At 61.4% G+C, this 20,306-nt stretch carries 23 protein-coding genes; 17 read left to right on the forward strand and 6 right to left on the reverse strand.

Annotated features, from left to right (window positions below; all coding sequences use genetic code 11):
- Nucleotides 1–17: 17 nt before the first annotated feature.
- Genes IM299_RS17785 through acpT form a run of 17 tightly spaced genes read left to right on the forward strand, consistent with a single transcriptional unit; the run spans nt 18 to nt 14,124 of the window.
- Nucleotides 18–740 carry a beta-ketoacyl synthase chain length factor gene (locus IM299_RS17785; protein WP_045631447.1) on the forward strand — a complete coding sequence of 241 codons (723 nt, stop codon included), beginning with the start codon at nt 18–20 and terminating at the stop codon, nt 738–740.
- Entirely contained in the window at nt 737–1,552 is an 816-nt protein-coding gene (locus IM299_RS17790) for a 1-acyl-sn-glycerol-3-phosphate acyltransferase (protein ID WP_041911890.1), read from the forward strand. The genes IM299_RS17785 and IM299_RS17790 overlap by 4 nt, the downstream gene beginning before the upstream one ends.
- Entirely contained in the window at nt 1,533–1,790 is a 258-nt protein-coding gene (locus IM299_RS17795; RefSeq protein ID WP_028014701.1) for a phosphopantetheine-binding protein, read from the forward strand. Before IM299_RS17790 ends, IM299_RS17795 begins: the two co-directional genes overlap by 20 nt.
- A 10-nt stretch (nt 1,791–1,800) precedes the next feature.
- Nucleotides 1,801–2,052 carry an acyl carrier protein gene (locus IM299_RS17800; protein ID WP_024908875.1) on the forward strand — a complete coding sequence of 84 codons (252 nt, stop codon included), beginning with the start codon at nt 1,801–1,803 and terminating at the stop codon, nt 2,050–2,052.
- Between the two features lie 6 nt (nt 2,053–2,058).
- On the forward strand, nt 2,059–2,646 hold the full coding sequence (locus IM299_RS17805; protein ID WP_045259379.1) for a hypothetical protein: 588 nt from the start codon (nt 2,059–2,061) through the stop codon (nt 2,644–2,646).
- Entirely contained in the window at nt 2,639–4,000 is a 1,362-nt protein-coding gene (locus IM299_RS17810; protein ID WP_193357888.1) for an acyl-CoA synthetase, read from the forward strand. The genes IM299_RS17805 and IM299_RS17810 overlap by 8 nt, the downstream gene beginning before the upstream one ends.
- The gene (locus IM299_RS17815) at nt 3,987–4,340 is read left to right on the forward strand and encodes a hydroxymyristoyl-ACP dehydratase (RefSeq protein ID WP_028014704.1); all 354 of its coding nucleotides are present in this window, start codon (nt 3,987–3,989) and stop codon (nt 4,338–4,340) included. The genes IM299_RS17810 and IM299_RS17815 overlap by 14 nt, the downstream gene beginning before the upstream one ends.
- Nucleotides 4,331–6,022 carry a glycosyltransferase gene (locus IM299_RS17820; RefSeq protein WP_193357889.1) on the forward strand — a complete coding sequence of 564 codons (1,692 nt, stop codon included), beginning with the start codon at nt 4,331–4,333 and terminating at the stop codon, nt 6,020–6,022. Before IM299_RS17815 ends, IM299_RS17820 begins: the two co-directional genes overlap by 10 nt.
- Nucleotides 6,023–6,025: 3 nt before the next feature.
- Entirely contained in the window at nt 6,026–6,448 is a 423-nt protein-coding gene (locus IM299_RS17825) for a thioesterase family protein (RefSeq protein ID WP_045259382.1), read from the forward strand.
- Nucleotides 6,445–7,050, forward strand: coding sequence for an outer membrane lipoprotein carrier protein LolA (locus tag IM299_RS17830; RefSeq protein ID WP_193357890.1), 606 nt, complete (start codon nt 6,445–6,447; stop codon nt 7,048–7,050). The genes IM299_RS17825 and IM299_RS17830 overlap by 4 nt, the downstream gene beginning before the upstream one ends.
- Nucleotides 7,019–9,343, forward strand: a complete 2,325-nt coding sequence (locus tag IM299_RS17835; RefSeq protein ID WP_193357891.1) for an MMPL family transporter — start codon at nt 7,019–7,021, stop codon at nt 9,341–9,343. Before IM299_RS17830 ends, IM299_RS17835 begins: the two co-directional genes overlap by 32 nt.
- Nucleotides 9,340–9,918, forward strand: coding sequence for a DUF3261 domain-containing protein (locus IM299_RS17840; protein ID WP_028014709.1), 579 nt, complete (start codon nt 9,340–9,342; stop codon nt 9,916–9,918). Before IM299_RS17835 ends, IM299_RS17840 begins: the two co-directional genes overlap by 4 nt.
- Nucleotide 9,919: 1 nt before the next feature.
- On the forward strand, nt 9,920–11,089 hold the full coding sequence (locus IM299_RS17845; protein WP_041911882.1) for a beta-ketoacyl-[acyl-carrier-protein] synthase family protein: 1,170 nt from the start codon (nt 9,920–9,922) through the stop codon (nt 11,087–11,089).
- Complete coding sequence (locus IM299_RS17850) at nt 11,086–11,559, forward strand: 3-hydroxy-fatty acyl-ACP dehydratase (RefSeq protein ID WP_028014711.1); 474 nt, start codon at nt 11,086–11,088, stop codon at nt 11,557–11,559. Before IM299_RS17845 ends, IM299_RS17850 begins: the two co-directional genes overlap by 4 nt.
- Nucleotides 11,556–12,287 (forward strand): 3-ketoacyl-ACP reductase FabG2, encoded by a 732-nt coding sequence (locus IM299_RS17855; protein WP_028014712.1) that lies wholly within the window; start codon nt 11,556–11,558, stop codon nt 12,285–12,287. The genes IM299_RS17850 and IM299_RS17855 overlap by 4 nt, the downstream gene beginning before the upstream one ends.
- Nucleotides 12,284–13,513, forward strand: a complete 1,230-nt coding sequence (locus tag IM299_RS17860) for a beta-ketoacyl-ACP synthase (RefSeq protein WP_028014713.1) — start codon at nt 12,284–12,286, stop codon at nt 13,511–13,513. Before IM299_RS17855 ends, IM299_RS17860 begins: the two co-directional genes overlap by 4 nt.
- A 2-nt stretch (nt 13,514–13,515) precedes the next feature.
- Nucleotides 13,516–14,124: a 4'-phosphopantetheinyl transferase AcpT gene (acpT, locus tag IM299_RS17865; protein ID WP_028014714.1), complete on the forward strand. Its 609-nt coding sequence runs from the start codon at nt 13,516–13,518 to the stop codon at nt 14,122–14,124.
- On the opposite strand, the gene arnF is transcribed toward acpT, so the two are convergent.
- Genes arnF through arnC form a run of 6 tightly spaced genes read right to left on the reverse strand, consistent with a single transcriptional unit; the run spans nt 14,081 to nt 20,306 of the window.
- Nucleotides 14,081–14,461, reverse strand: coding sequence for a 4-amino-4-deoxy-L-arabinose-phosphoundecaprenol flippase subunit ArnF (gene arnF / locus IM299_RS17870; RefSeq protein ID WP_028014715.1), 381 nt, complete (start codon nt 14,459–14,461; stop codon nt 14,081–14,083). The two genes, acpT and arnF, sit on opposite strands and share 44 nt — an antisense overlap.
- Entirely contained in the window at nt 14,458–14,793 is a 336-nt protein-coding gene (gene arnE / locus IM299_RS17875; protein ID WP_048957393.1) for a 4-amino-4-deoxy-L-arabinose-phosphoundecaprenol flippase subunit ArnE, read from the reverse strand. Before arnE ends, arnF begins: the two co-directional genes overlap by 4 nt.
- Nucleotides 14,793–16,448 (reverse strand): lipid IV(A) 4-amino-4-deoxy-L-arabinosyltransferase, encoded by a 1,656-nt coding sequence (gene arnT, locus IM299_RS17880; RefSeq protein WP_041911879.1) that lies wholly within the window; start codon nt 16,446–16,448, stop codon nt 14,793–14,795. Before arnT ends, arnE begins: the two co-directional genes overlap by 1 nt.
- The gene (gene arnD / locus IM299_RS17885; protein ID WP_048957394.1) at nt 16,445–17,347 is read right to left on the reverse strand and encodes a 4-deoxy-4-formamido-L-arabinose-phosphoundecaprenol deformylase; all 903 of its coding nucleotides are present in this window, start codon (nt 17,345–17,347) and stop codon (nt 16,445–16,447) included. The genes arnT and arnD overlap by 4 nt, the downstream gene beginning before the upstream one ends.
- Nucleotides 17,344–19,326, reverse strand: a complete 1,983-nt coding sequence (gene arnA / locus IM299_RS17890; protein WP_193357892.1) for a bifunctional UDP-4-amino-4-deoxy-L-arabinose formyltransferase/UDP-glucuronic acid oxidase ArnA — start codon at nt 19,324–19,326, stop codon at nt 17,344–17,346. Before arnA ends, arnD begins: the two co-directional genes overlap by 4 nt.
- Entirely contained in the window at nt 19,323–20,306 is a 984-nt protein-coding gene (arnC, locus tag IM299_RS17895) for an undecaprenyl-phosphate 4-deoxy-4-formamido-L-arabinose transferase (protein ID WP_045631456.1), read from the reverse strand. The genes arnA and arnC overlap by 4 nt, the downstream gene beginning before the upstream one ends.

The following is a 20,306-nucleotide window of genomic DNA, read 5'->3' on the forward strand; positions in this document are numbered from 1 at the left end:
TCCGCGGACGCGCGTAGATGAAATTTTCACTGAACATTATTGACTGGCAGGCAAGAGCGCCAGGACTAAGCGATGCCGCAGAGTGGCAGGCGTGGTCGCGCCTGCAGTCGACCATCGACCCGACGGCTCCTCTACCCCGCCTGACCGCGTTACCCATGATGACCGCGCGCCGCCTTAACTCAGGCAGTAAGCTGGCGGTGGATATTGGTCTTGCCATGCTGCAAAGCCACGCCATAGACGCCGTCGTCTATTCCAGCCGCCACGGCGAGCTGGAGCGCAATTACCGTATTCTGCATACGCTGGCGACCGGGCAGGCCGTTTCGCCTACCGACTTCGCCATGTCCGTGCACAATTCCGCGGTGGGCAATCTCACGATCGCCGCTCGCCAGCCTGTTGTCTCGTCATCCATTTCCGCCGGGCTGGACACCTTCCAGCAGGCCCTGTGTGAAGTGCTGAGCCTGCTGCATGCGGGCTACTCCCGCGTCCTGCTGGTGGATTTTGACGGCGCGCTGCCGGAATTTTACCATCCGGCGTTACCGCCGCAGATGCCTACCTGGCCGTACGCGGTGGCGCTGGTGATTGAAGCCGGCAGCGAATGGCAGTGCGAAACCCGCAGCGGCAGCACGGGTGAGGAAGCCGCCCTGCCGCAAAGCCTGATGTTCCTGCAACGCTATCTCCGTGAGGAACAACAGTTTGTGGTGCCCGGCGAACGTTTGCTGTGGCAGTGGGCGCGCCAATGAACCGCCTGACCGCCCGGATCAACTGGCTATGGCGTCTGGTCATGACCGGATTCTGCTTCGTGCTGTTTGGCGCGGGCGGGCTGCTGCTGTCGCTGGTCTGGTTCAACCTGCTGCTGATTGCCCAGCGCGATCGCGCCAAACGCCGTCGCCTGGCGCGCCGCAGCATCGCGGCCAGCTTCCGCTTCTTCTTAACCGTTGCCCGCGGCACCGGGGTGCTGGACTATCGCATCCACAATCTTGATGCCCTGCGCGGCGATCGGGGCTGCCTGGTGGTGGCTAACCACCCTACGTTAATTGACTACGTGATTCTGGCGTCGGTAATGCCCGAAACCGACTGTCTGGTGAAAAGCGCGCTGCTGCGCAATCCGTTTGTCAGCGGCGTTATCCGCGCGGCAGATTATCTGATTAACAGCGAGGCCGAGCCCCTGCTCGCCGCCAGCCAGCAGCGTCTGGCCCAGGGCGACACGCTGTTAATCTTCCCGGAAGGGACGCGTACCCGCCCAGGTGAGGCAATGTCCCTCCAGCGCGGCGCGGCAAATATCGCCGTGCGCTGCCGCAGCGATCTGCGGATCGTACTCATCCACTGCAGCGAGCACCTGCTGGATAAAAAATGCCGCTGGTATGATGTACCGCCCGCAAAACCTGTCTTTACCGTCGATGTGCGCGATCGCGTGAACATCGACGAATTTTACGATGCAAGGCAACAAGAACCGGCACTGGCGGCAAGGCAGTTAAACCGGCACCTGCAGCATCGATTAACATCAGGCCTTCAATCTTTGTCAGGAATTAATGATGCAAGCGCTTTATCTTGAAATTAAGAATCTCATTATCACCACGCTGAATCTGGACGAGCTTACCGCAGAGGATATTGATACCGATGCCGCGCTGTTTGGCGACGGGCTGGGTCTCGACTCTATCGACGCGCTGGAGCTGGGTCTGGCGGTGAAAAACCAGTATGGCGTGGTGCTTTCTGCCGAAAGCGAAGAGATGCGCCAGCACTTCTTTTCCGTCGCCACCCTGGCGTCCTTTATCCACGCCCAACGCGCCTGAGATGTGAACTATGACCGAACAAGAAACCATTTATCAGGAAGTCTGCGGCCTTCTGACCAAACTCTTTGAAATCGACCCGCAGGACATTACGCCCGAAGCCCGTCTTTACGAAGACCTGGAGCTGGACAGCATTGACGCGGTGGACATGATTGTCCATCTGCAGAAGAAAACCGGTAAGAAAATCAAGCCGGAAACCTTCAAATCGGTTCGTACCGTTCAGGATGTGGTAGACGCCGTCGAACAGCTGCTGCGCGAAGAGTAAGACACCGTGCGTGGTGGACGGACGTTCCCGGTCATCCCACTCCTGACGGGGCTGATGCTGCTGGCGTGGCCCTTCCTGATTGGATTTGGGCTGACGCATAACAGCCTGCCGTGGCTGCTGCCGGTGATGGCGCTGCTGTTGCTGCTGCGGCTGCGTCAGGCGCGGCGTAACACCGGCCCGATGCGGTATGTGGTGCAGTGCGTGGCGCTGGCGGGGATTGCGCTCTGCGCGGCAAGCTATCTGCTGAAAACCCACCAGTGGCTGCTGTTTTACCCTGTGGTCGTTAATCTTGTAATGCTGGCCGTCTTCGGCGGTTCGCTCTGGACAGCGATGCCGCTGGTCGAACGCCTGGCGCGCCTGCGAGAGCCCAATTTGCCGCCGGAGGGCGTGCGCTATACCCGCAGGGTGACCCTCGTCTGGTGCGGATTTTTCATCGGCAACGGGGCGATGGCGCTGTATACCGTCCTGCACGGCGACATGCACCTGTGGACGCTGTGGAACGGTATGGTGGCTTACATCCTGATGGGGACGCTGATGGCGGCAGAGTGGCTGGTGCGCCAGCGGGTGATAAAAAAAGAGATGCACAATGAATAACCCCCTTCCGCTGGGCCAGTGGTTAAACGCGCCCCGCCCTGACGACACGCCCGTCGCCTGGCTCGACGATCGTACCTGGACGCTGGGCCAGCTGCGCCACGACGTGACGTTACTGGTCGACACCCTGCGTCAGCAGGAAGGCGAGCGCTGGGCGCTGTGCTTTGAAAACAGCTACCTGTTTATCGTTGCGCTGCTGGCCTCGCTGCATGCCGGTAAAACGCCGGTCATTCCCGGCCATAGCCGCGTTTCGCTGCTTGAGGAGCAGCAGCCGCTGTTTAGCGGCGTCCTGAGCGATCGGTCCCTCGATATTGACGGGCAGCTGATTGTGGTAGCCTCCCGCCACCAGACGATCGCCCGCTGGGTACCCCTGCCGGAGATTAACGAAAACCGCTTCGTCGAGCTGTTCACCTCCGGCTCCACGGGAACGCCGCGCCGGGTGGTTAAGCACATCGTCAGCCTGGATCGCGAAGCCCGCCTGCTGGCTGACCGCTTCGGCGAACGTCTGGCTGGCTGTAGCGTTGTGGCCTCCGTCGTCCCGCAACATCTCTATGGCCTGACATTTCGCATCGTACTGCCGATGGCGATGGGCCTGCCGCTGCATGCCGCGATGCTCTACTACGCTGAGCAGCTGGCCGCCCTTCCTCATGACCGGCATTACCTGTTCATCAGCAGCCCGGCGTTCCTGAAGCGCCTGGATACCGAACTGGCCGCGCCGCCCGTCAGGATGCTGATTTCCGCGGGCGGAATGCTGCCCTGGCGTGACGTCTCCACCACGGTTGGCTGGCTTAACATCTGGCCGGACGAAATTTATGGCAGCACCGAAACCGGGATCCTCGCCTGGCGCCATCGCGTGGAAGATAACCTGCCGTGGCGACCCTTCCCCGGCGTAAACTTCCATCAGGAAGATGACGCCTGCCGCGTCACTTCGCCGCTTATCCATGAGGCTGAAGGACTCCAGCTGGACGATATCCTCCACTTCGACAGTGAGGGACTGTTTAGCATCGCCGGTCGTCGCGGGCGGGTGGTCAAAATTGAAGAAAAGCGCATCTCGCTTAACGAGATTGAGCGTCGCCTGCTGGAGCTCGACGGCGTTTGCGAGGCGGCTGCGCTGCCGGTTACGCGCGGGGGCCGTCAGGGGATTGGCGTCCTGCTGGTGCTGGATGAGGCGGTTCGTCAGCGCTGGCATCTGCAGGATAAAAAAGCGCAGGAGTTCGCCTGGCGACGCGCCCTGCTGCCGTGGCTTGAGCCGGTCGCCGTTCCACGCTACTGGCGCATTGTCGATGAGATGCCGGTAAACAGTATGAACAAGCGTGTCTATGCGCAGTTAGAGGAGTTATTTCATGAAAATTCATGAAATCGAGCGCCATCAGGCACAGCCGGAGAAGCTGGAGATCGTGTTGCATCTCGACGCCTCTCTGTTCTGGTTTCAGGGCCATTTTGCCGTACAGCCGCTGCTGCCCGGCGTTGCGCAGCTTGACTGGGTGATGCACTACGCAACGACCTTACTGGCACCGGGCTACCGCTTTCACAGCATTCAAAACGTGAAGTTCCAGGCGCCTCTGCTGCCGGAAACCACGGTGACGCTGGTGCTTGAGTGGCATGCCGGGCGCAAACTGCTGACCTTCAGCTACCTGCGTCATGACGGAGCTGAACGCCATACCGCCAGCAGCGGGAAAATTCGTCTATGTCAGTAACCTTCCGCCCCTGCGTGCTGATCCCGTGCTACAACCACGGCGCCACGATGGCCAGCGTGCTGTCGCGCCTCTCGCCGTTTGGCCTGCCGTGCCTGGTGGTGGATGACGGCAGCGAAGCCGCCACCCGCCAGGAGCTTGAGCGGCTGGCGGCGGAGCAGCCGCAGATGACGCTGGTCCGTCTGGCGCAAAACGCCGGCAAAGGTGCCGCGGTCATCAGGGGGCTGGAGGAGTGCGCGCGTGCGGGCTATACCCACGCCCTGCAGGTGGACGCGGACGGCCAGCATGCCATCGAAGATATTCCCAAAATGCTTGCGCTGGCGGAGCGCCACCCGGACGCGCTGATTTCCGGCCAGCCCATTTACGATGATTCCATCCCGCGCTCGCGGCTCTACGGGCGCTGGGTCACCCACGTCTGGGTATGGATTGAGACCTTATCCCTGCAGCTTAAAGACAGCATGTGCGGCTTTCGGGTCTACCCGGTCTCGCCCACGCTGCGGCTCGCCGCGCGTGAAACGCTCGGTAAACGGATGGACTTTGACACCGAAGTGATGGTCCGTCTCTACTGGCAGGGCAACACCAGCGTCTTTCTGCCCACCCGCGTGACCTATCCGCAGGACGGGTTGTCCCACTTCGACGCGTTGAAAGATAACGTGCGGATCTCCCTGATGCATACCCGGCTGTTCTTCGGCATGCTTCCGCGCATTCCCGGCCTGCTCTTCCGTCGACGCGGCCAGCACTGGGCGCAGCAGGACGAGGTTAAAGGCCTGTGGGGCATGCGCCTGATGCTGCGCGTCTGGCAGCTGCTGGGGCGGCGGGCGTTTACCGTGCTGCTGTGGCCGGTTATCGGCGTCTACTGGCTGATCGCGCGTCCGGCGCGGCAGGCTTCGCGGCAGTGGATTGCACGCGTGAAGCAGGTGCTGATGCAGCGGAACATGCCTGTTCCAGAACAGCTCAACAGCTTTTTCCATTTCATGCGCTTCGGCAACGCGATGCTGGACAAAGTCGCCAGCTGGCGCGGCGAGCTGAAGTTTAAGCGCGACGTGGTCTTTGCTGCCGGCGCGAGCGAAACGCTTAATATCGCGGCGCCGCAGGGCAAGCTGCTGCTGGCCTCGCATCTTGGCGACGTAGAAGCCTGCCGGGCGCTGGCCCAGCTGGACGGCAGCAAAACCATCAACGCCCTGGTCTTCAGCGAGAACGCCCGGCGTTTTAAGCAAATTATGAGCGAAATGGCGCCCCAGGCCGGCGTGAATTTGATGTCGGTCACCGACATCGGCCCGGACACCGCCATTGCCATCAAAGAGAAGCTTGATCGCGGAGAATGGGTCGCGATCGTGGGCGATCGCATCGCCGTCAACCCGCAGCGTGGCGGCGAGTGGCGGGTGATCTGGAGCCCGTTCATGGGCCAGCCCGCACCGTTCCCTCAGGGGCCGTTTATCCTGGCCTCCATTCTGCGCTGTCCGGTGGTGTTGATTTTCGCCCTGCGCCAGCAGGGGAAGCTCGTCCTGCACAGCGAGCCGTTTGCCGACCCGCTGATCCTGCCGCGCGGGGAACGCCAGCAGGCGCTGCAGGCTACCGTCGATCGCTACGCGCAGCGGCTGGAGCATTACGCCCTGATGTCGCCGCTCGACTGGTTTAATTTTTTCGATTTCTGGCATCTGCCAGAGTCCAGAGAGAAGGAGTAAAGGGTGCTGACCGATCCCCGCTTTACGACTGAAGTTGAGATCACCGTTCCGTTCCACGACGTCGATATGATGGGCGTGGTCTGGCACGGCAACTATTTCCGCTACTTTGAGATCGCCCGCGAGGCGCTGCTCAATCAGTTTGACTATGGCTATCGCCAGATGAAAGCCTCCGGCTACGTCTGGCCCGTTGTCGACACGCGGGTGAAATACCGCGATGCGGTGACCTTTGAGCAGCGCATTCGCGTTCGCGCGCAGATTGAAGAGTATGAAAACCGCCTGCGCATTGCCTATCAAATTTTCGATGCGCAGAGCGGCAAACGCACCACCACCGGCTACACCATCCAGGTGGCGGTGGAAGAAGCCACCCGCGAAATGTGCTTTGTCAGTCCGGCAGTACTGTTTGAACGTATGGGAGTCACGCCATGAAATGGTTGCCTTTGCTGGCGCTGATCGTCAGCCCGCTGGTCAGCGCCGTGACGCTGGATGAACTGCAGCAGCGTTTCACCGAGCAGCCCGTGGTGCGCGCGCACTTCGAACAGGTCCGCACGATAAAAGATATGCCGCAGCCGCTGCGCTCGCAGGGCGAGATGCTGATCGCCCGCGACAGCGGCCTGCTGTGGGATCAAAAAGCGCCGTTTCCAATGACGCTGCTGCTGGACGACAAGCGGATGGTTCAGGCGATCAACGGCCAGCCGCCGCAGACCATCACCGCCGACAATAATCCGCAGATGTTTCAGTTCAACCACCTGCTGCGAGCCCTGTTCCAGGCCGACCGCAAGGTGCTGGAAGAGAACTTCCGCATCGATTTTAAAGACCTGGGCTCAGGCCGCTGGTCGCTGGTGCTTACCCCAAAAACGACGCCGCTGGACAAGATTTTCGCCACCCTCGATCTGGGCGGCGCGACCTATCTTGAGACGATTCGCCTGAACGACAGGCAGGGCGACCGTACCGATATCGCCCTTACAAACCACCAACTGACGCCCGCCAGCCTGACCGATGACGAACGCCAACGCTTTGCCGCACCGTAAATCCCTGCGCCCGGCGCTGCTGTGGGCCACGGTATGTCTGGTTATGCTGGGCGTGCTGCTGTCGCTGCTGCCCGGCGCGCGGCTGAACAGCAGCGTGCTGGCCATGCTGCCGAAGCAGACGCTGGGGGCGATCCCTCCGGCGCTCAACGACGGGTTTATGCAGCGTCTCGACCGCCAGCTGGTCTGGCTGGTCAGCCCCGGCAAAGAACCCGATCCGCGCGTGGCGCAGCAGTGGCTTGAACTGCTGCACAGCAGCGACGCGCTCCGCGAGGTCAAAGGCCCGATGGACGCCGCCGGGCAAAAGGCCTGGGGAGAATTCTTCTGGCAGCACCGCAACGGGCTGATTGATCCGGCCACCCGTGCCCGCCTGCAAAACGGCGGAGAAGCGCAGGCGCAGTGGATTTTATCCCAGCTCTACTCCGCCTTCTCCGGCGTCAGCGGTAAAGAGCTGCAAAACGATCCGCTGATGCTGATGCGCGGCTCGCAGCTCGCCCTGGCGCAAAACGGCCAGAAGCTGCGGCTGATGGACGGCTGGCTGGTCACGCAAGATGAAGCGGGAAACTACTGGTATCTGCTGCACGGCGAACTGGCGGGCTCGTCATTTGATATGCAGCAGACCCACCGGCTCGTGACGACGCTTAATGCGCTGCAACAGACGCTGAAAGCGCGTTACCCGCAGGCGCAGCTGCTTTCGCGCGGGACGGTGTTCTACAGCGATTATGCCAGCCAGCAGGCTAAACGCGACGTCTCAACGCTGGGCATCGCCACCCTGCTTGGGGTGTTCCTGCTGATCGTGGCGGTGTTCCGCTCTCTGCGCCCGCTGCTGCTGAGCGTGCTCTCCATTGCCATCGGCGCGCTGGCGGGCACGGCGGTGACGCTGCTGCTCTTTGGCGAACTGCACCTGATGACGCTGGTGATGAGCATGAGCATCATCGGTATTTCGGCCGACTATACGCTTTACTACCTGACCGAACGGATGGTGCACGGCGCTGAGCTCTCTCCCTGGCAAAGCCTGGCCAAAGTGCGCAATGCGCTGCTGCTGGCGCTGCTGACGACCGTCGCTGCCTACCTGATTATGATGCTGGCCCCCTTCCCCGGGATCCGCCAGATGGCGGTATTTGCCGCGACGGGGCTGAGCGCCTCCTGCCTGACGGTGATTTTCTGGCATCCGTGGCTGTGCCGGGGTTTGCCGGTGCGCCCGGTTCCCTTTATGGTCCTGATGTTGCGCTGGCTGGCCGCCTGGCGACGCAGTAAAAAACTGTCCGTTGGTCTGCCCGTCGCGCTGGCGCTGCTCTCCGCCGTGGGAATGAGCACCCTGAAGGTGGACGACGACATCGCCCAGCTGCAGGCGCTGCCGAAAGATATTCTGGCGCAGGAGAAAACCATTACCGCCCTGACCGGCCAAAGCGTCGATCAGAAATGGTTTGTGGTGCACGGCGCTTCTCCCCAGCAAACGCTGGAGCGGCTGGAAGCCTTTACTCCCGCGCTGGCCGAGGCGCAAAAGGCGGGGGATCTCACCCGCTGGCGCACCCTGCCGCTGAACTCGCTGGCCCGCCAGAAAAGCGACCTTGCGCTACTGCGGAACGCCGCGCCTGCGGTGACGAACGTGCTGAAAAGCGCAGGGCTCAACGCCGTTTCCCCCAATCTGGACGCCATGCCGGTCAGCGTGGACGCGTGGCTTGAAAGTCCGGCCAGCGAGGGCTGGCGCCTGCTCTGGCTGACCCTGCCCGATGGGGAAAGCGGCGTGCTCGTGCCGGTGGACGGCGCAAAAAACAGCGCGGCGCTCGGTGAGCTGGCCGCGCGCCATGACGGCGTCGTCTGGGTGGACCGCAAGGCCAGCTTTGACAGCCTGTTTGCCCTCTACCGCACGCTGCTGACGGGGCTACTGTTTGCGGCGCTGGCGGTGATTGCCTGCGGGGCGATACTGCGCCTCGGCTGGCGCAAAGGGCTGATAAGCCTGGTGCCGTCCGCACTGTCGCTGAGCTGCGGGCTGGCCGCGCTGGCCGCAACGGGCCACCCGGTAAATCTGTTTTCACTGCTGGCGCTGGTACTGGTGCTCGGCATTGGCATTAACTACACGCTGTTCTTCAGCAACCCACGCGGTACGCCGCTGACTTCGATGCTGGCGATTACCCTGGCCATGATGACCACCCTGCTGACGCTGGGCATGCTCGTCTTCAGCGCCACCCAGGCTATCAGCAGCTTTGGTATTGTGCTGGTGAGCGGTATTTTCACCGCCTTCCTGCTGGCACCGCTGGCGATGCCGGATAAGAAAGAGAGAAAACGTAAATGAACGCTGTTTATCGCGCTGTCGCGCTGGCCGCGGCGCTGCTGCTGGCAGGCTGCAGCCATTCGACCGATACCAAAGAGACGCGGCCTCAGGCCTGGCTTCAGCCTGGCACCAAAGTCACTCTGCCGCCGCCCGGCATCAGCCCGGCGGTAAGCTCCCAGCAGCTGCTGACCGGCAGCTTTAACGGGCAAACGCAGTCCCTGCTGGTGATGCTCAACGCGGATGCGCATAAGGTCACGCTGGCCGGCCTCTCTTCCGTGGGCATTCGCCTGTTCCTGGCAACGTACGACGAGAGCGGTATTCATACCGAGCAGTCGATCGTCGTGCCGCAGCTGCCGCCCGCCAGCCAGGTGCTGGCCGACGTGATGCTCAGCCACTGGCCGATTAGCGCCTGGCAGCCGCAGTTGCCGAAGGGCTGGACGTTAACGGACAATGGCGATCGGCGCGAGCTGCGTAACGCCAGCGGCAAGCTGGTGACGGAGATTGTCTACCTCCAGCGCAAAGGCAAGCGCGAGCCGATCAGCATCGAGCAACACGTATTCAAATACCACATCACCATTCAATATCTGGGTGACTGAGATGATTTATATATCCGCTGTTGGCATGGTCAACGCGCTGGGCAACTCACCTGATGAAATTGCCGCCAACCTGGCTGCGGGCGTGGCGCCGGGCATGCACGCCCGGACCGGCTGGCTGCAGGGAATGCCCGAAGCAGTACTGGGCGGGGTGGAAGGCGAACTGCCGCTCATCCCGGATACCTTCTCTGCACACCGCACCCGCAACAACCAGCTGCTGCTGGCCGCGCTGGCGCAGATTCAGCCCGCCGTTGACGAGGCCATCGCCCGCGTTGGTCGCGACCGCGTGGCCGTGGTGCTGGGAACCAGCACCTCCGGGCTGGATGAAGGCGATGAGCACGTGCGTCTCATGACCGACGGCGAGACCAGCACGCGCTGGCAGTATCCGCAGCAGGAGCTGGGCGATCCGTCCCGCTTTCTCGCCAACTGGCTGCAGCTTGAAGGCCCGGCTTATACGATCTCCACCGCCTGCTCCTCCAGCGCGCGGGCGATGATCGGCGGCAAACGCCTGATCGAAGCCGGGCTGGTAGATATCGCCATTGTCGGCGGAGCAGACACCCTGAGCCGGATGCCCGTGAACGGCTTTAACAGTCTTGAATCCTTCTCCCCCACGCTCTGCGAGCCGTTTGGCCGGGACCGCCGGGGGATCACCATCGGTGAAGCGGCGGCGCTGATGGTATTAAGCCGGGAACCCGCGGACGTGGCGCTGCTCGGCACGGGCGAATCCAGCGATGCGTACCATATCTCCGCCCCGCATCCGCAGGGCGACGGGGCGATAAGGGCTATCACTCAGGCGCTCAGCGAAGCGGGCATGCAGCCGGACGACATCGGCTACATCAACCTGCACGGCACGGCCACGCCGCTCAACGATCAGATTGAATCACAGGTGGTTCACGATCTCTTCGGAGAAAGCGTGCCGTGCAGTTCAACCAAACACCTTACCGGCCACACGCTGGGCGCTGCCGGCATTACCGAAGCGGCTTTGAGCTGGCTTATCCTGACGCGCGATCTGCCCTTGCCGCCGCAGGATTTTTCCCGCTACGCTCCGGACGAGACGCTGGCGCCGTGCGGCCTGCTGCACCAGAGCACCGCCCTGAAAAAGCCGGTGATTTTGTCTAACTCGTTCGCGTTTGGCGGCAATAACGCCAGCATTCTGCTGGGGAGAGCGTCATGAGCTATCTATCACCCGAAGCCTATTTGCCGCACGATGCGCCCATGATGCTGCTGGGGTCCGTTGAAAATGTGACGGATGACATGGCGGTCTGCCGCGTGGCGGTTGACAGGCAAAGCGTGCTGGCGCCGTTTCTCAATGCCGATGGCGACCTGCCGGGCTGGTACGCGCTCGAGCTAATGGCGCAGACCGTTGGCGTCTGGTCGGGCTGGCATCGTCAGCAGCAGGGGCAGGAACATATCGCGCTGGGCATGGTGCTCGGCGCGCGCGAGCTGGTCTGCGCCAGCGGGCGTTTCGCCAAAGGCTTAACGCTGGACATTACCGTTAAGCTGCTGATGCAGGACGAACGCTTCGGCAGTTTTGAATGCACGATTTGCGCAGGTGAAGAGACGCTGGCCACGGGCCGGGTCAATACCTTCCAGCCGACTGCAGAAGAATTAACATCGCTTTTTAATCAGGGATCCCAAGCATGAGTCGTTCCGTACTGGTCACAGGGGCCAGCAAAGGCATTGGTCGCGCCATCGCCCGCCAGCTTGCCGCTGACGGGTTTACCGTCGGCGTGCATTACCATCGTGATGCCGCAGGCGCGCAGGAGACGCTGGACGCCATCACGCAGGCGGGCGGCAGCGGCCGTTTACTCTCGTTTGACGTAGGCAACCGCGAGCAGTGCCGTGAAGTGCTTGAGCAGGAAATTGATGCCCATGGCGCTTGGTATGGCGTGGTCAGCAACGCCGGAATTACCCGCGACGGTGCCTTTCCGGCACTGAGTGAAGACGACTGGGACAGCGTGATCCACACCAATCTCGACAGTTTTTATAACGTCATACACCCCTGCATTATGCCCATGATCGGCACCCGTCAGGGCGGGCGCATTATTACCTTATCCTCCGTCTCCGGCGTGATGGGCAACCGCGGCCAGGTGAACTACAGCGCGGCCAAAGCGGGCATTATCGGCGCCACCAAAGCGCTGGCGATCGAACTGGCAAAACGAAAAATCACCGTGAACTGCATTGCGCCAGGGCTGATTGATACCGGCATGATTGAAATGGAGGAGGCCGCGCTGAAGGAAGCGATGTCCATCATCCCAATGAAACGTATGGGCCAGGCTGAGGAGGTCGCCGGGCTGGCAAGCTATCTGATGTCGGATATCGCGGGCTACGTCACCCGCCAGGTCATTTCGATTAACGGAGGAATGCTATGACGCGTCGCGTGGTGATTACGGGCATGGGCGGCGTCACCGCCTTTGGCGAGAACTGGCAGTCCGTTTCCAGCCGGCTGCTGGCGTATGAAAACGCCGTGCGTAAAATGCCGGAATGGCAGGTTTATGATGGCCTGCACACCCTGCTGGGCGCGCCGATCGACGATTTTGCGCTGCCGGAACACTATACCCGCAAGCGTATTCGCGCCATGGGCCGCGTGTCGCTGATGTCTACCCGCGCCACAGAGCTGGCGCTGGAGCAGGCGGGGCTGATTGGCGAAGCGGTGCTCACCAACGGGCAAACCGGCATCGCCTACGGTTCTTCGACAGGCAGCACCGGCCCGGTCAGCGAATTCGCGACCATGCTTACCGAAAAGCACACCAATAACATCACCGGGACAACCTACGTCCAGATGATGCCGCACACCACCGCGGTGAATACCGGCCTGTTCTTTGGACTACGTGGCCGCGTGATCCCAACGTCGAGCGCCTGTACCTCCGGCAGCCAGGCGATTGGCTACGCCTGGGAGGCAATTCGCCACGGGTATCAGACCGTGATGGTCGCGGGGGGCGCGGAAGAGCTTTGTCCGTCTGAAGCGGCGGTGTTTGACACGCTGTTTGCCACCAGCCAGCGCAACGACGAACCCAAAACCACCCCCTCGCCGTTCGATACGCAGCGCGATGGTCTGGTGATTGGGGAAGGCGCAGGCACCCTGATTCTGGAGGAGCTGGAGCACGCCAGAGCGCGCGGGGCCACCATCTACGGTGAGATCGTGGGCTTTGCCACCAACTGTGACGCGGCCCATATCACCCAGCCGCAGCGTGACACCATGCAGATATGCATGGAGCAGTCGCTGGCGATGGCGGGGTTAAGCGCCCGGGATATGGGGTATATCTCCGCGCACGGTACCGCCACCGACCGCGGCGATATCGCCGAAAGCCAGGCCACGGCCGCCATCTACGGTGACAGCGTGCCGGTTTCCTCGCTGAAGAGCTATTTTGGCCACACGCTGGGGGCCTGCGGCGCCCTGGAAGCGTGGATGAGCCTGCAGATGATGCGCGAAGGCTGGTTTGCCCCGACGCTCAATTTAACGCAGCCGGATGAGCAATGCGGGGCTTTAGATTATATTATGGGAGAAGCCCGTCAGATTGACTGCGAGTATCTGCAGAGCAATAACTTCGCGTTTGGCGGCATCAATACCTCGATTATCATTAAACGCTGGGCGTAACTATGTACCGGTTTGTACTGGGAAAAATTTCCACCCTTTGCGCGGACCCGCTGGCGTCAACGCTTGCAGATAAGGCACCTCAGGGTGCACGACAGGCCTCCTGGCTGGCTGGCCGGACGCTGCTCGCCAGAACATTATCCCCTCACCCGCTCCCCGACATCATTTACGGCGAGCAGGGGAAGCCGGCTTTTGCGAAGGGGGACCCGCTGTGGTTCAACCTGAGCCATAGCGGTGATGATATCGCCCTGCTGATGAGCGATGAAGGCGAAGTGGGCTGCGATATCGAAGTGATTCGCCCCCGCAAGAACTGGCAGGCGCTGGCCAACGCCGTTTTCAGCCTGACAGAGCATGACGAGCTGGAGCGTGAAGCGCCCGAGGAACAGCTTTCTGCCTTCTGGCGTATCTGGACGCGCAAAGAAGCGATTGTGAAACAGCGCGGCGGCAGCGCCTGGCAGATTGTCAGCATCGACAGCACGGCGCAGTCGCACTCGGTCAGCCAGCTGCAGCTCGGTTCTCTGAGCCTTGCCGTCTGTACCTCGACCCCTTACACCCTGACCACCGAGTCGATTATTCACGTCGGGGCAGGAAAATCACCAGTACACCCAGCATAATCAACGCGACGCCCAGCAGCCCATGCCAGGAGAAGTGCTCCCCCCAGCCGGGCAGCAGGATTGCCGCGCCCCACACCAGGATATAGCTGAGGCTCAGCAAGGCATACGCTTTGCTGAGCGCCATGCGATGCAGCGCCAGATACCAGCAGCCCATGGAGGCAACGTATCCCGTTAACCCCAGCAGCAGCGCGCCCGTGCCGGACGAAACGTGCCACAGCGCGGAGATAAACGTCAGAAAATCGCTGACCGGCGGCAGAGCCTGCATGGCATCGCGCAGCAACAGCTGTGCGGCGCTGACTAACAGTACGCTGCATAACGCCCAGAACGCGCCTTTCACAGGCTTCCTCCCAGCACGATAATCCCCATGATAATGAACCCGACCCCCAGCCAGTGGTGCACAGCAACGTGCTCGCGCCAGAAGACCTTCGCCGCCAGCGTCACCCAGACAAAATTGAGGCTCAGCATAGGGTAAGCTACGCCGACGGGCAGGCGCTGCAGCACCATCAGCCAGACCAGCATTCCGCAGCCCAGCGCCAGCATCGCCAGGCCAAGCCACCGCATGATGTGCGCGCCACGCCGTCCGACTTTCGCCGGACGGGTAGCCTGTTTCTGGCACAGCTGTCCCGCGCAGCTCAGCAGGCTTGCCAGTATGAGCCAGGTCCAGGTCATCACTTCGGCAGATACTCCAGCAGGGCCAGACGCCCCTGGATATAGAGATTGTCCGGCTGCGGTAAATTCGCCTCTGCAATATCGTCACGTTTAGACAGCAGCATCACCAGCGACACGCTTCCCTGCTTACGATGCGTTGCCAGCCACTGCGCGAAGTCGTCTTCACTGACAAAGCGATCTTTCGCATCGGGATAATCCAGCCCGTAGCGCAGCTCGCCGCTCTGAGCAAACAGCGTGATGTCACTGCGCTTCAGCTCCCACGCCAGGCCCGCAGCCACGCCAACGTTATTGGTCAGCACAAAGCGGCTGCCCTGAAGCGGCTCGCGCACGGTATCCACCAGCGACTGCGGCTGCTTGGAATCCACCACCAGGTTCGGAATGGCAAAACCAATCAACAACGCCAGACCCGCAGGACACAGCGCCGCCAGCCACCAGCGCCGCTGGCTCTGCCGCAGCGTAAACCAGCCTACCGCGCCCCAGATAAGGAACGCCACCACCGCGCAGAAGACTTTATACAGTTCGACCGATGTCCAGACCGGATGCTTAGCCAGCCCCCACGGCGAGACCGCCAGCGCCGCCACCACGCCGATAGCGCCAAACGCCAGGTTAATGCCGCCGTTAATGCGCAACGCTCTGGCCCCTTTTTCCGCCGCGAGGCAGGCATAGCGCGCCATCAGGATAGCCAGCGGGGCAAAACAGGGCAGGATATAGGTCGGCAGCTTGCCTTTAGCGATGCTGAAAAACAGCAGCGGCATCACCACCCACCCCAGCAGGTAGAACCCGCCGCCCACGTTTTGTCTGTCATTCCAGCCAAGACGCAGCGCGCCTGGCAGCAGCGCCAGCCACGGCAGGCTGCCCGCGAGCAGGAACGGCAGGTAATACCAGAACGGAGCTTTATGCTGCGCGTCGCTCTGGGCAAAACGCTGAATATGCTCAACCCAGAAGAAGTAGCGCCAGAAATCAGGCTCGCGGTGCGCAATGGCCAGCCCCCACGGCAGAACAATCAGCACGCAGCTCAGGACCGCGAGCCAGCCAAAAATCAGCACCTCTTTCCAGCGCTTTTGGGCAATCACCCACGGCAGCACGCCGATCACCGGTACCGCCAGCGCCAGGAAGCCTTTGGTCATCACCCCCATCCCGCAGGCCAGCCCAAGCAGCACATAGCCGCCCGCTTTTCCGGCCACGGTGCGCGCCTGTGAGGCGAGCCAGAAGCTGCACATCGCCGCCACCAGCCACAGGGTGACGATGGGGTCCAGCACCGCATAGGTGCCGATGCCATACACCAGGAACAGGGTCAGAAAGATCAGGCCGGAGAAAATGGCCGTACGCTTATCCCGCCAGAGACGCCAGGCCATCCAGATCACCAGCAGCGCCGCGAGCCCGGTGGAGAAGATCGACCCGGCGCGTACGGCAAAGTTCGTATGCCCGAACAGCCATTGTCCGATAGTGTTGATCCAGTAGCCGGCAATCGGCTTTTCAAAGTAGCGCAGCCCGAGGAAATGCGGGACAACCCAGTCACCCGATGCCAGCATTTCGCGGCTGATTTCCGCATAGCGCGTTTCATCTGGCTGCCAAAGCAGGCGAATATCGACCGGAATGAAGTAATAAACGATAAACAGTGCGAAAAGCGCTACGCCATAACGGGCTGTTTTCATGGGACCGGACTCACGGTTTGTTGATAGCCAAGCCAGCCTTCCCGGCCAGCCAGTTCATTACGGACGACTTTACCCACGGGCAGGGTGCTGAGGTCGTCCGGCAGCAGCTCGCTCATCGGACAGAACGCAATGCCTTCCCGGGCGGCCATCGTCAGCAGTTCATCGAAATCATGCTGCCAGGCAATCCCTTCCACTTCGGCATGGATGGTATAGACCGGCGTTCCGGCGTCACGATGGATGCGGTCCAGAATGTAGCGATTAAATGCTTCCGCCTTCACCTCGCGCCCCACCACTTCATCCCACGTAGGAAGCGTGACCGGAATTTGCACCGTACCGTAGCGATTTTCGCCCAACAGCGGCAAAAACGGCCCGGTTCCACGACAGTCGCTATTGTAGCGAAACGCGAAATGCTCTTTGGCTTTGACCACCCGCTGGTCGGCACGCCATCCCGCCACGGCGGAACAGCGCACGGGCTGACCGATGATGGCCTCAAGCTCCAGCATTCCACGCTCGACCTCACGGGACAGGCGCGGGATATCCCAGACGCCCGCCCACGCCTGCCAGGCGTGATGATCCCAGGCATGCAGGCCGACCTCGTGTTGCTGCGCCGCCGCGCGGATAACCGCTTCATTACCCGCGCCGATGCGTCTGCCGGGCCAGGCGGTGCCGGCCAGCAAAATATCCCAGCCGTAGAGCGATGCCGCGCGCGAGCGCAGCATTTTGAACAGAAATGCCGGTTTAACCAGACGCCATAAATGGCGTCCCATGTTGTCAGGCCCCACGCTGAAGAAAATGCTGGCACGCACGCCGTGCCTGCTCAGCAGTTCCAGCAGTCTGGGCACGCCGTCACGCGTTCCCCTGAAGGTGTCGACATCAATGCGTAAACCGACTTTTTTCATGAGGCCTGTTCCGACAGCTCCACGGTGCGCAGGAAGAAGTCGAGCGTTTCATCAATGGTCTGCTCCATCTTCACCGTCGGCGTCCAGTTCAGGCAGCGCTTCGCGTTGCGGATGCTTGGCTTACGGTGCTCGACGTCCTGGTAGCCCTTACCGTAGTAGCTGCTGCTTTCCACTTCGCGGAAACCGGCAAACGGCGGGAAGCGATCGCGCAGCGGGTGGCGCTCAAAGCTGGCCAGCAGCATCTCTGCCAGCTCGCGAATGCTCGCCTCGTTTTCCGGGTTACCGATGTTAATGATCTCACCGTTGCAGCGGTTATCTTTGTTCTCAATGATGCGGAACAGGGCTTCGATACCGTCGCTGATGTCCGTAAAGCAGCGTTTCTGGCTCCCGCCTTCAATCAGCTTGATAGGCGAGCCTTCGACCAGGTTCAGGATCAGCTGAGTGATCGCGCGGGAGCTGCCGATTCGCGCCGCGTTCAGGTTATCCAGACGCGGGCCCATCCAGTTAAACGGACGGAACAGGGTAAAGCGCAGACCCTCTTTCTCGCCGTAGGCCCAAATTACGCGGTCCAGTAGCTGCTTGGAGACAGAGTAGATCCAGCGCTGCTTGTTGATTGGCCCGACCACCAGGCTGGAGGCATCCTCATCGAAGTTTTTGTCGGTACACATGCCGTACACTTCAGAGGTGGACGGGAAGATGATGCGCTTGTCGTATTTCACGCAGTCGCGGATGATCTTCAGGTTCTCTTCGAAGTCCAGCTCGAACACGCGCAGCGGGTTACGGGTGTACTCGATTGGCGTGGCGATGGCGACCAGCGGCAGCACCACGTCGCATTTTTTAATGTGATATTCGATCCACTCGGAGTGAATGCTGATATCCCCTTCCACAAAGTGGAAGCGCGGGTTGTTGAGGAAACGGCTGATGGCGTCAGAGCCGATATCCAGACCGTAAATCTCGTAGTTATCGTCTTTGAGCAGACGTTCGGTCAGGTGGTTCCCGATAAAGCCGTTCACGCCGAGGATCAGCACGCGCGTGCGGCGCTTGATGGCAACCACCGGCGCGCTGGTGATCAGCGCCCCGGTCACCAGACCCAGAGACTGCGCCAGCTGCGTGCCCTGAACGTACAGGCCGTTGTCGGTCTGCCCGGTGACGATCTCCAGCGCCTGCTCGCCGCAGCTCACAATCAGCGGGGAGACGGAGACGACGGTTCCTGGCTTAGCGGCCGGGATATCGTCACGCACGCGGGATTTCCAGACGATAAATTTGCTTACGCCCGCAAAGCTGTACGCGCCCGGCCACGGGTCGGTCACGGCGCGCACCAGGTTGTGCAGCTGGCGGGCGGGTTTATTCCAGTCCAGGCGACCATCTTCCGGCGCGCGGCGGCCAAAGCAGCTGGCCTTGCTTTCGTCCTGCTCGGTCTCGCTGAAGGTGCCGTTGAGGATGGCTGGCAGCGCGTCACGCAGCAGGCTTTGCGCCGCGGTGCAGAGTTTATGATGCAGCTCAAGCGCGGTTTCATCCGCGTCGATTGCCACGCGCTGCTGGGCGACGATGGCCCCGGCATCCGCGCGGCGCACCATGCGGTGCAGCGTCACGCCCGTTTCCGTTTCGCCGTTGACCAGCACCCAGTTCAGCGGCGCGCGGCCACGGTAGGCGGGCAGCAGAGAGCCGTGAAGGTTAAAGGCCCCTTTAGCGGCTAAACCTAAGATCTCGTCGCAGATCAGGTTGCGATAGTAGAACGAGAAGATGACATCAGGTGCGAGCGCGCGGATGCGATCCACCCACAGCGGGTGGTTGACGTCGTCCGGGGCATAAACCGGAATACCGCGCTCGGCGGCGATACGCGCCACGGAGCCGAAGAAGTGATTCTCTCCCGCCGCGTCCGGATGGGTAAAGATTGCAGCAATGTCATAGCCCGCTTCCAGCAGGGCCAGCGTGCCCGCGCACCCCATATCGTGATAGGCAAATACAACGGCTTTCATGGGTGGTTTTCCTCTTGAGATGCTTTGTGTTCCTGACGGACAACACGTTGAATAAAGTAGCGCGGACGTGCGCGAACATCGTTATAGATACGGCCTATGTATTCACCGAGCAGGCCCATTCCGACGAACTGGGCGCCGATGAACATAAACAGCACGGCAAAAAGCATGAAGACCCCTTCCGCCGCCCACTGCGGGCCAAAGACCAGCCTCAGCACCACCAGCAGGACGGACAGCGTAAAGCCGGCCAGGGCGATGATGCTGCCGAACACGCTCAGCAGGCGCAGCGGCGTGGTGGTCAGGCAGGTGACGAGGTCGTACATCAGGTTGATGAGACGCATAAAGCTGTACTTCGATTCCCCGTGCTCGCGCTCGGCGTGCAGGACCGGAATTTCCGTTGCCTTGCGGGCAAAGGTGTTGGCGAGGATCGGAATAAAGGTGCTGCGCTCATGGCAGTGCAGCATGGCGTCGACAATATGGCGGCGGTAGGCGCGCAGCATGCAGCCGTAATCGCCCATTGCTTTACCGGTGGTGCGCTGAATAAGACGATTGATGGTGCGTGAGGCCAGCTTGCGGAACAGGCTGTCCTGACGGTTCTGACGCACCGTGCCGACCACGTCATAGCCTTCATCGGCTTTCGCCACCAGGCGCGGGATCTCCTCCGGCGGGTTTTGCAGATCCGCGTCCAGGGTGATAATCAGATCGCCCGTAACGTGGCTGAACCCGGCCATAATGGCGGAGTGCTGGCCATAGTTACGGTTGAGCAGCACGGCGACAATATGGCTGCCTTCGGCCTGGGCGGCTTCGGTCAGCATCAGCGCGGAATCATCGCTGCTGCCGTCGTCCACCAGCAGAATTTCATAGGCTTTGCCCATCGTGTCGCAGGCTGCCGTGGTGCGGCGGATCAGCTCGGGCAGGCTCTCCTGCTCGTTATAAACTGGGATGACCACAGAAACTTTTTGTACAGGCGGTGCGCTGAACAT

Source organism: Enterobacter cloacae complex sp. P47BA, from assembly GCF_014930485.1.
Classification (GTDB): Bacteria; Pseudomonadota; Gammaproteobacteria; order Enterobacterales; family Enterobacteriaceae; genus Enterobacter; species Enterobacter bugandensis.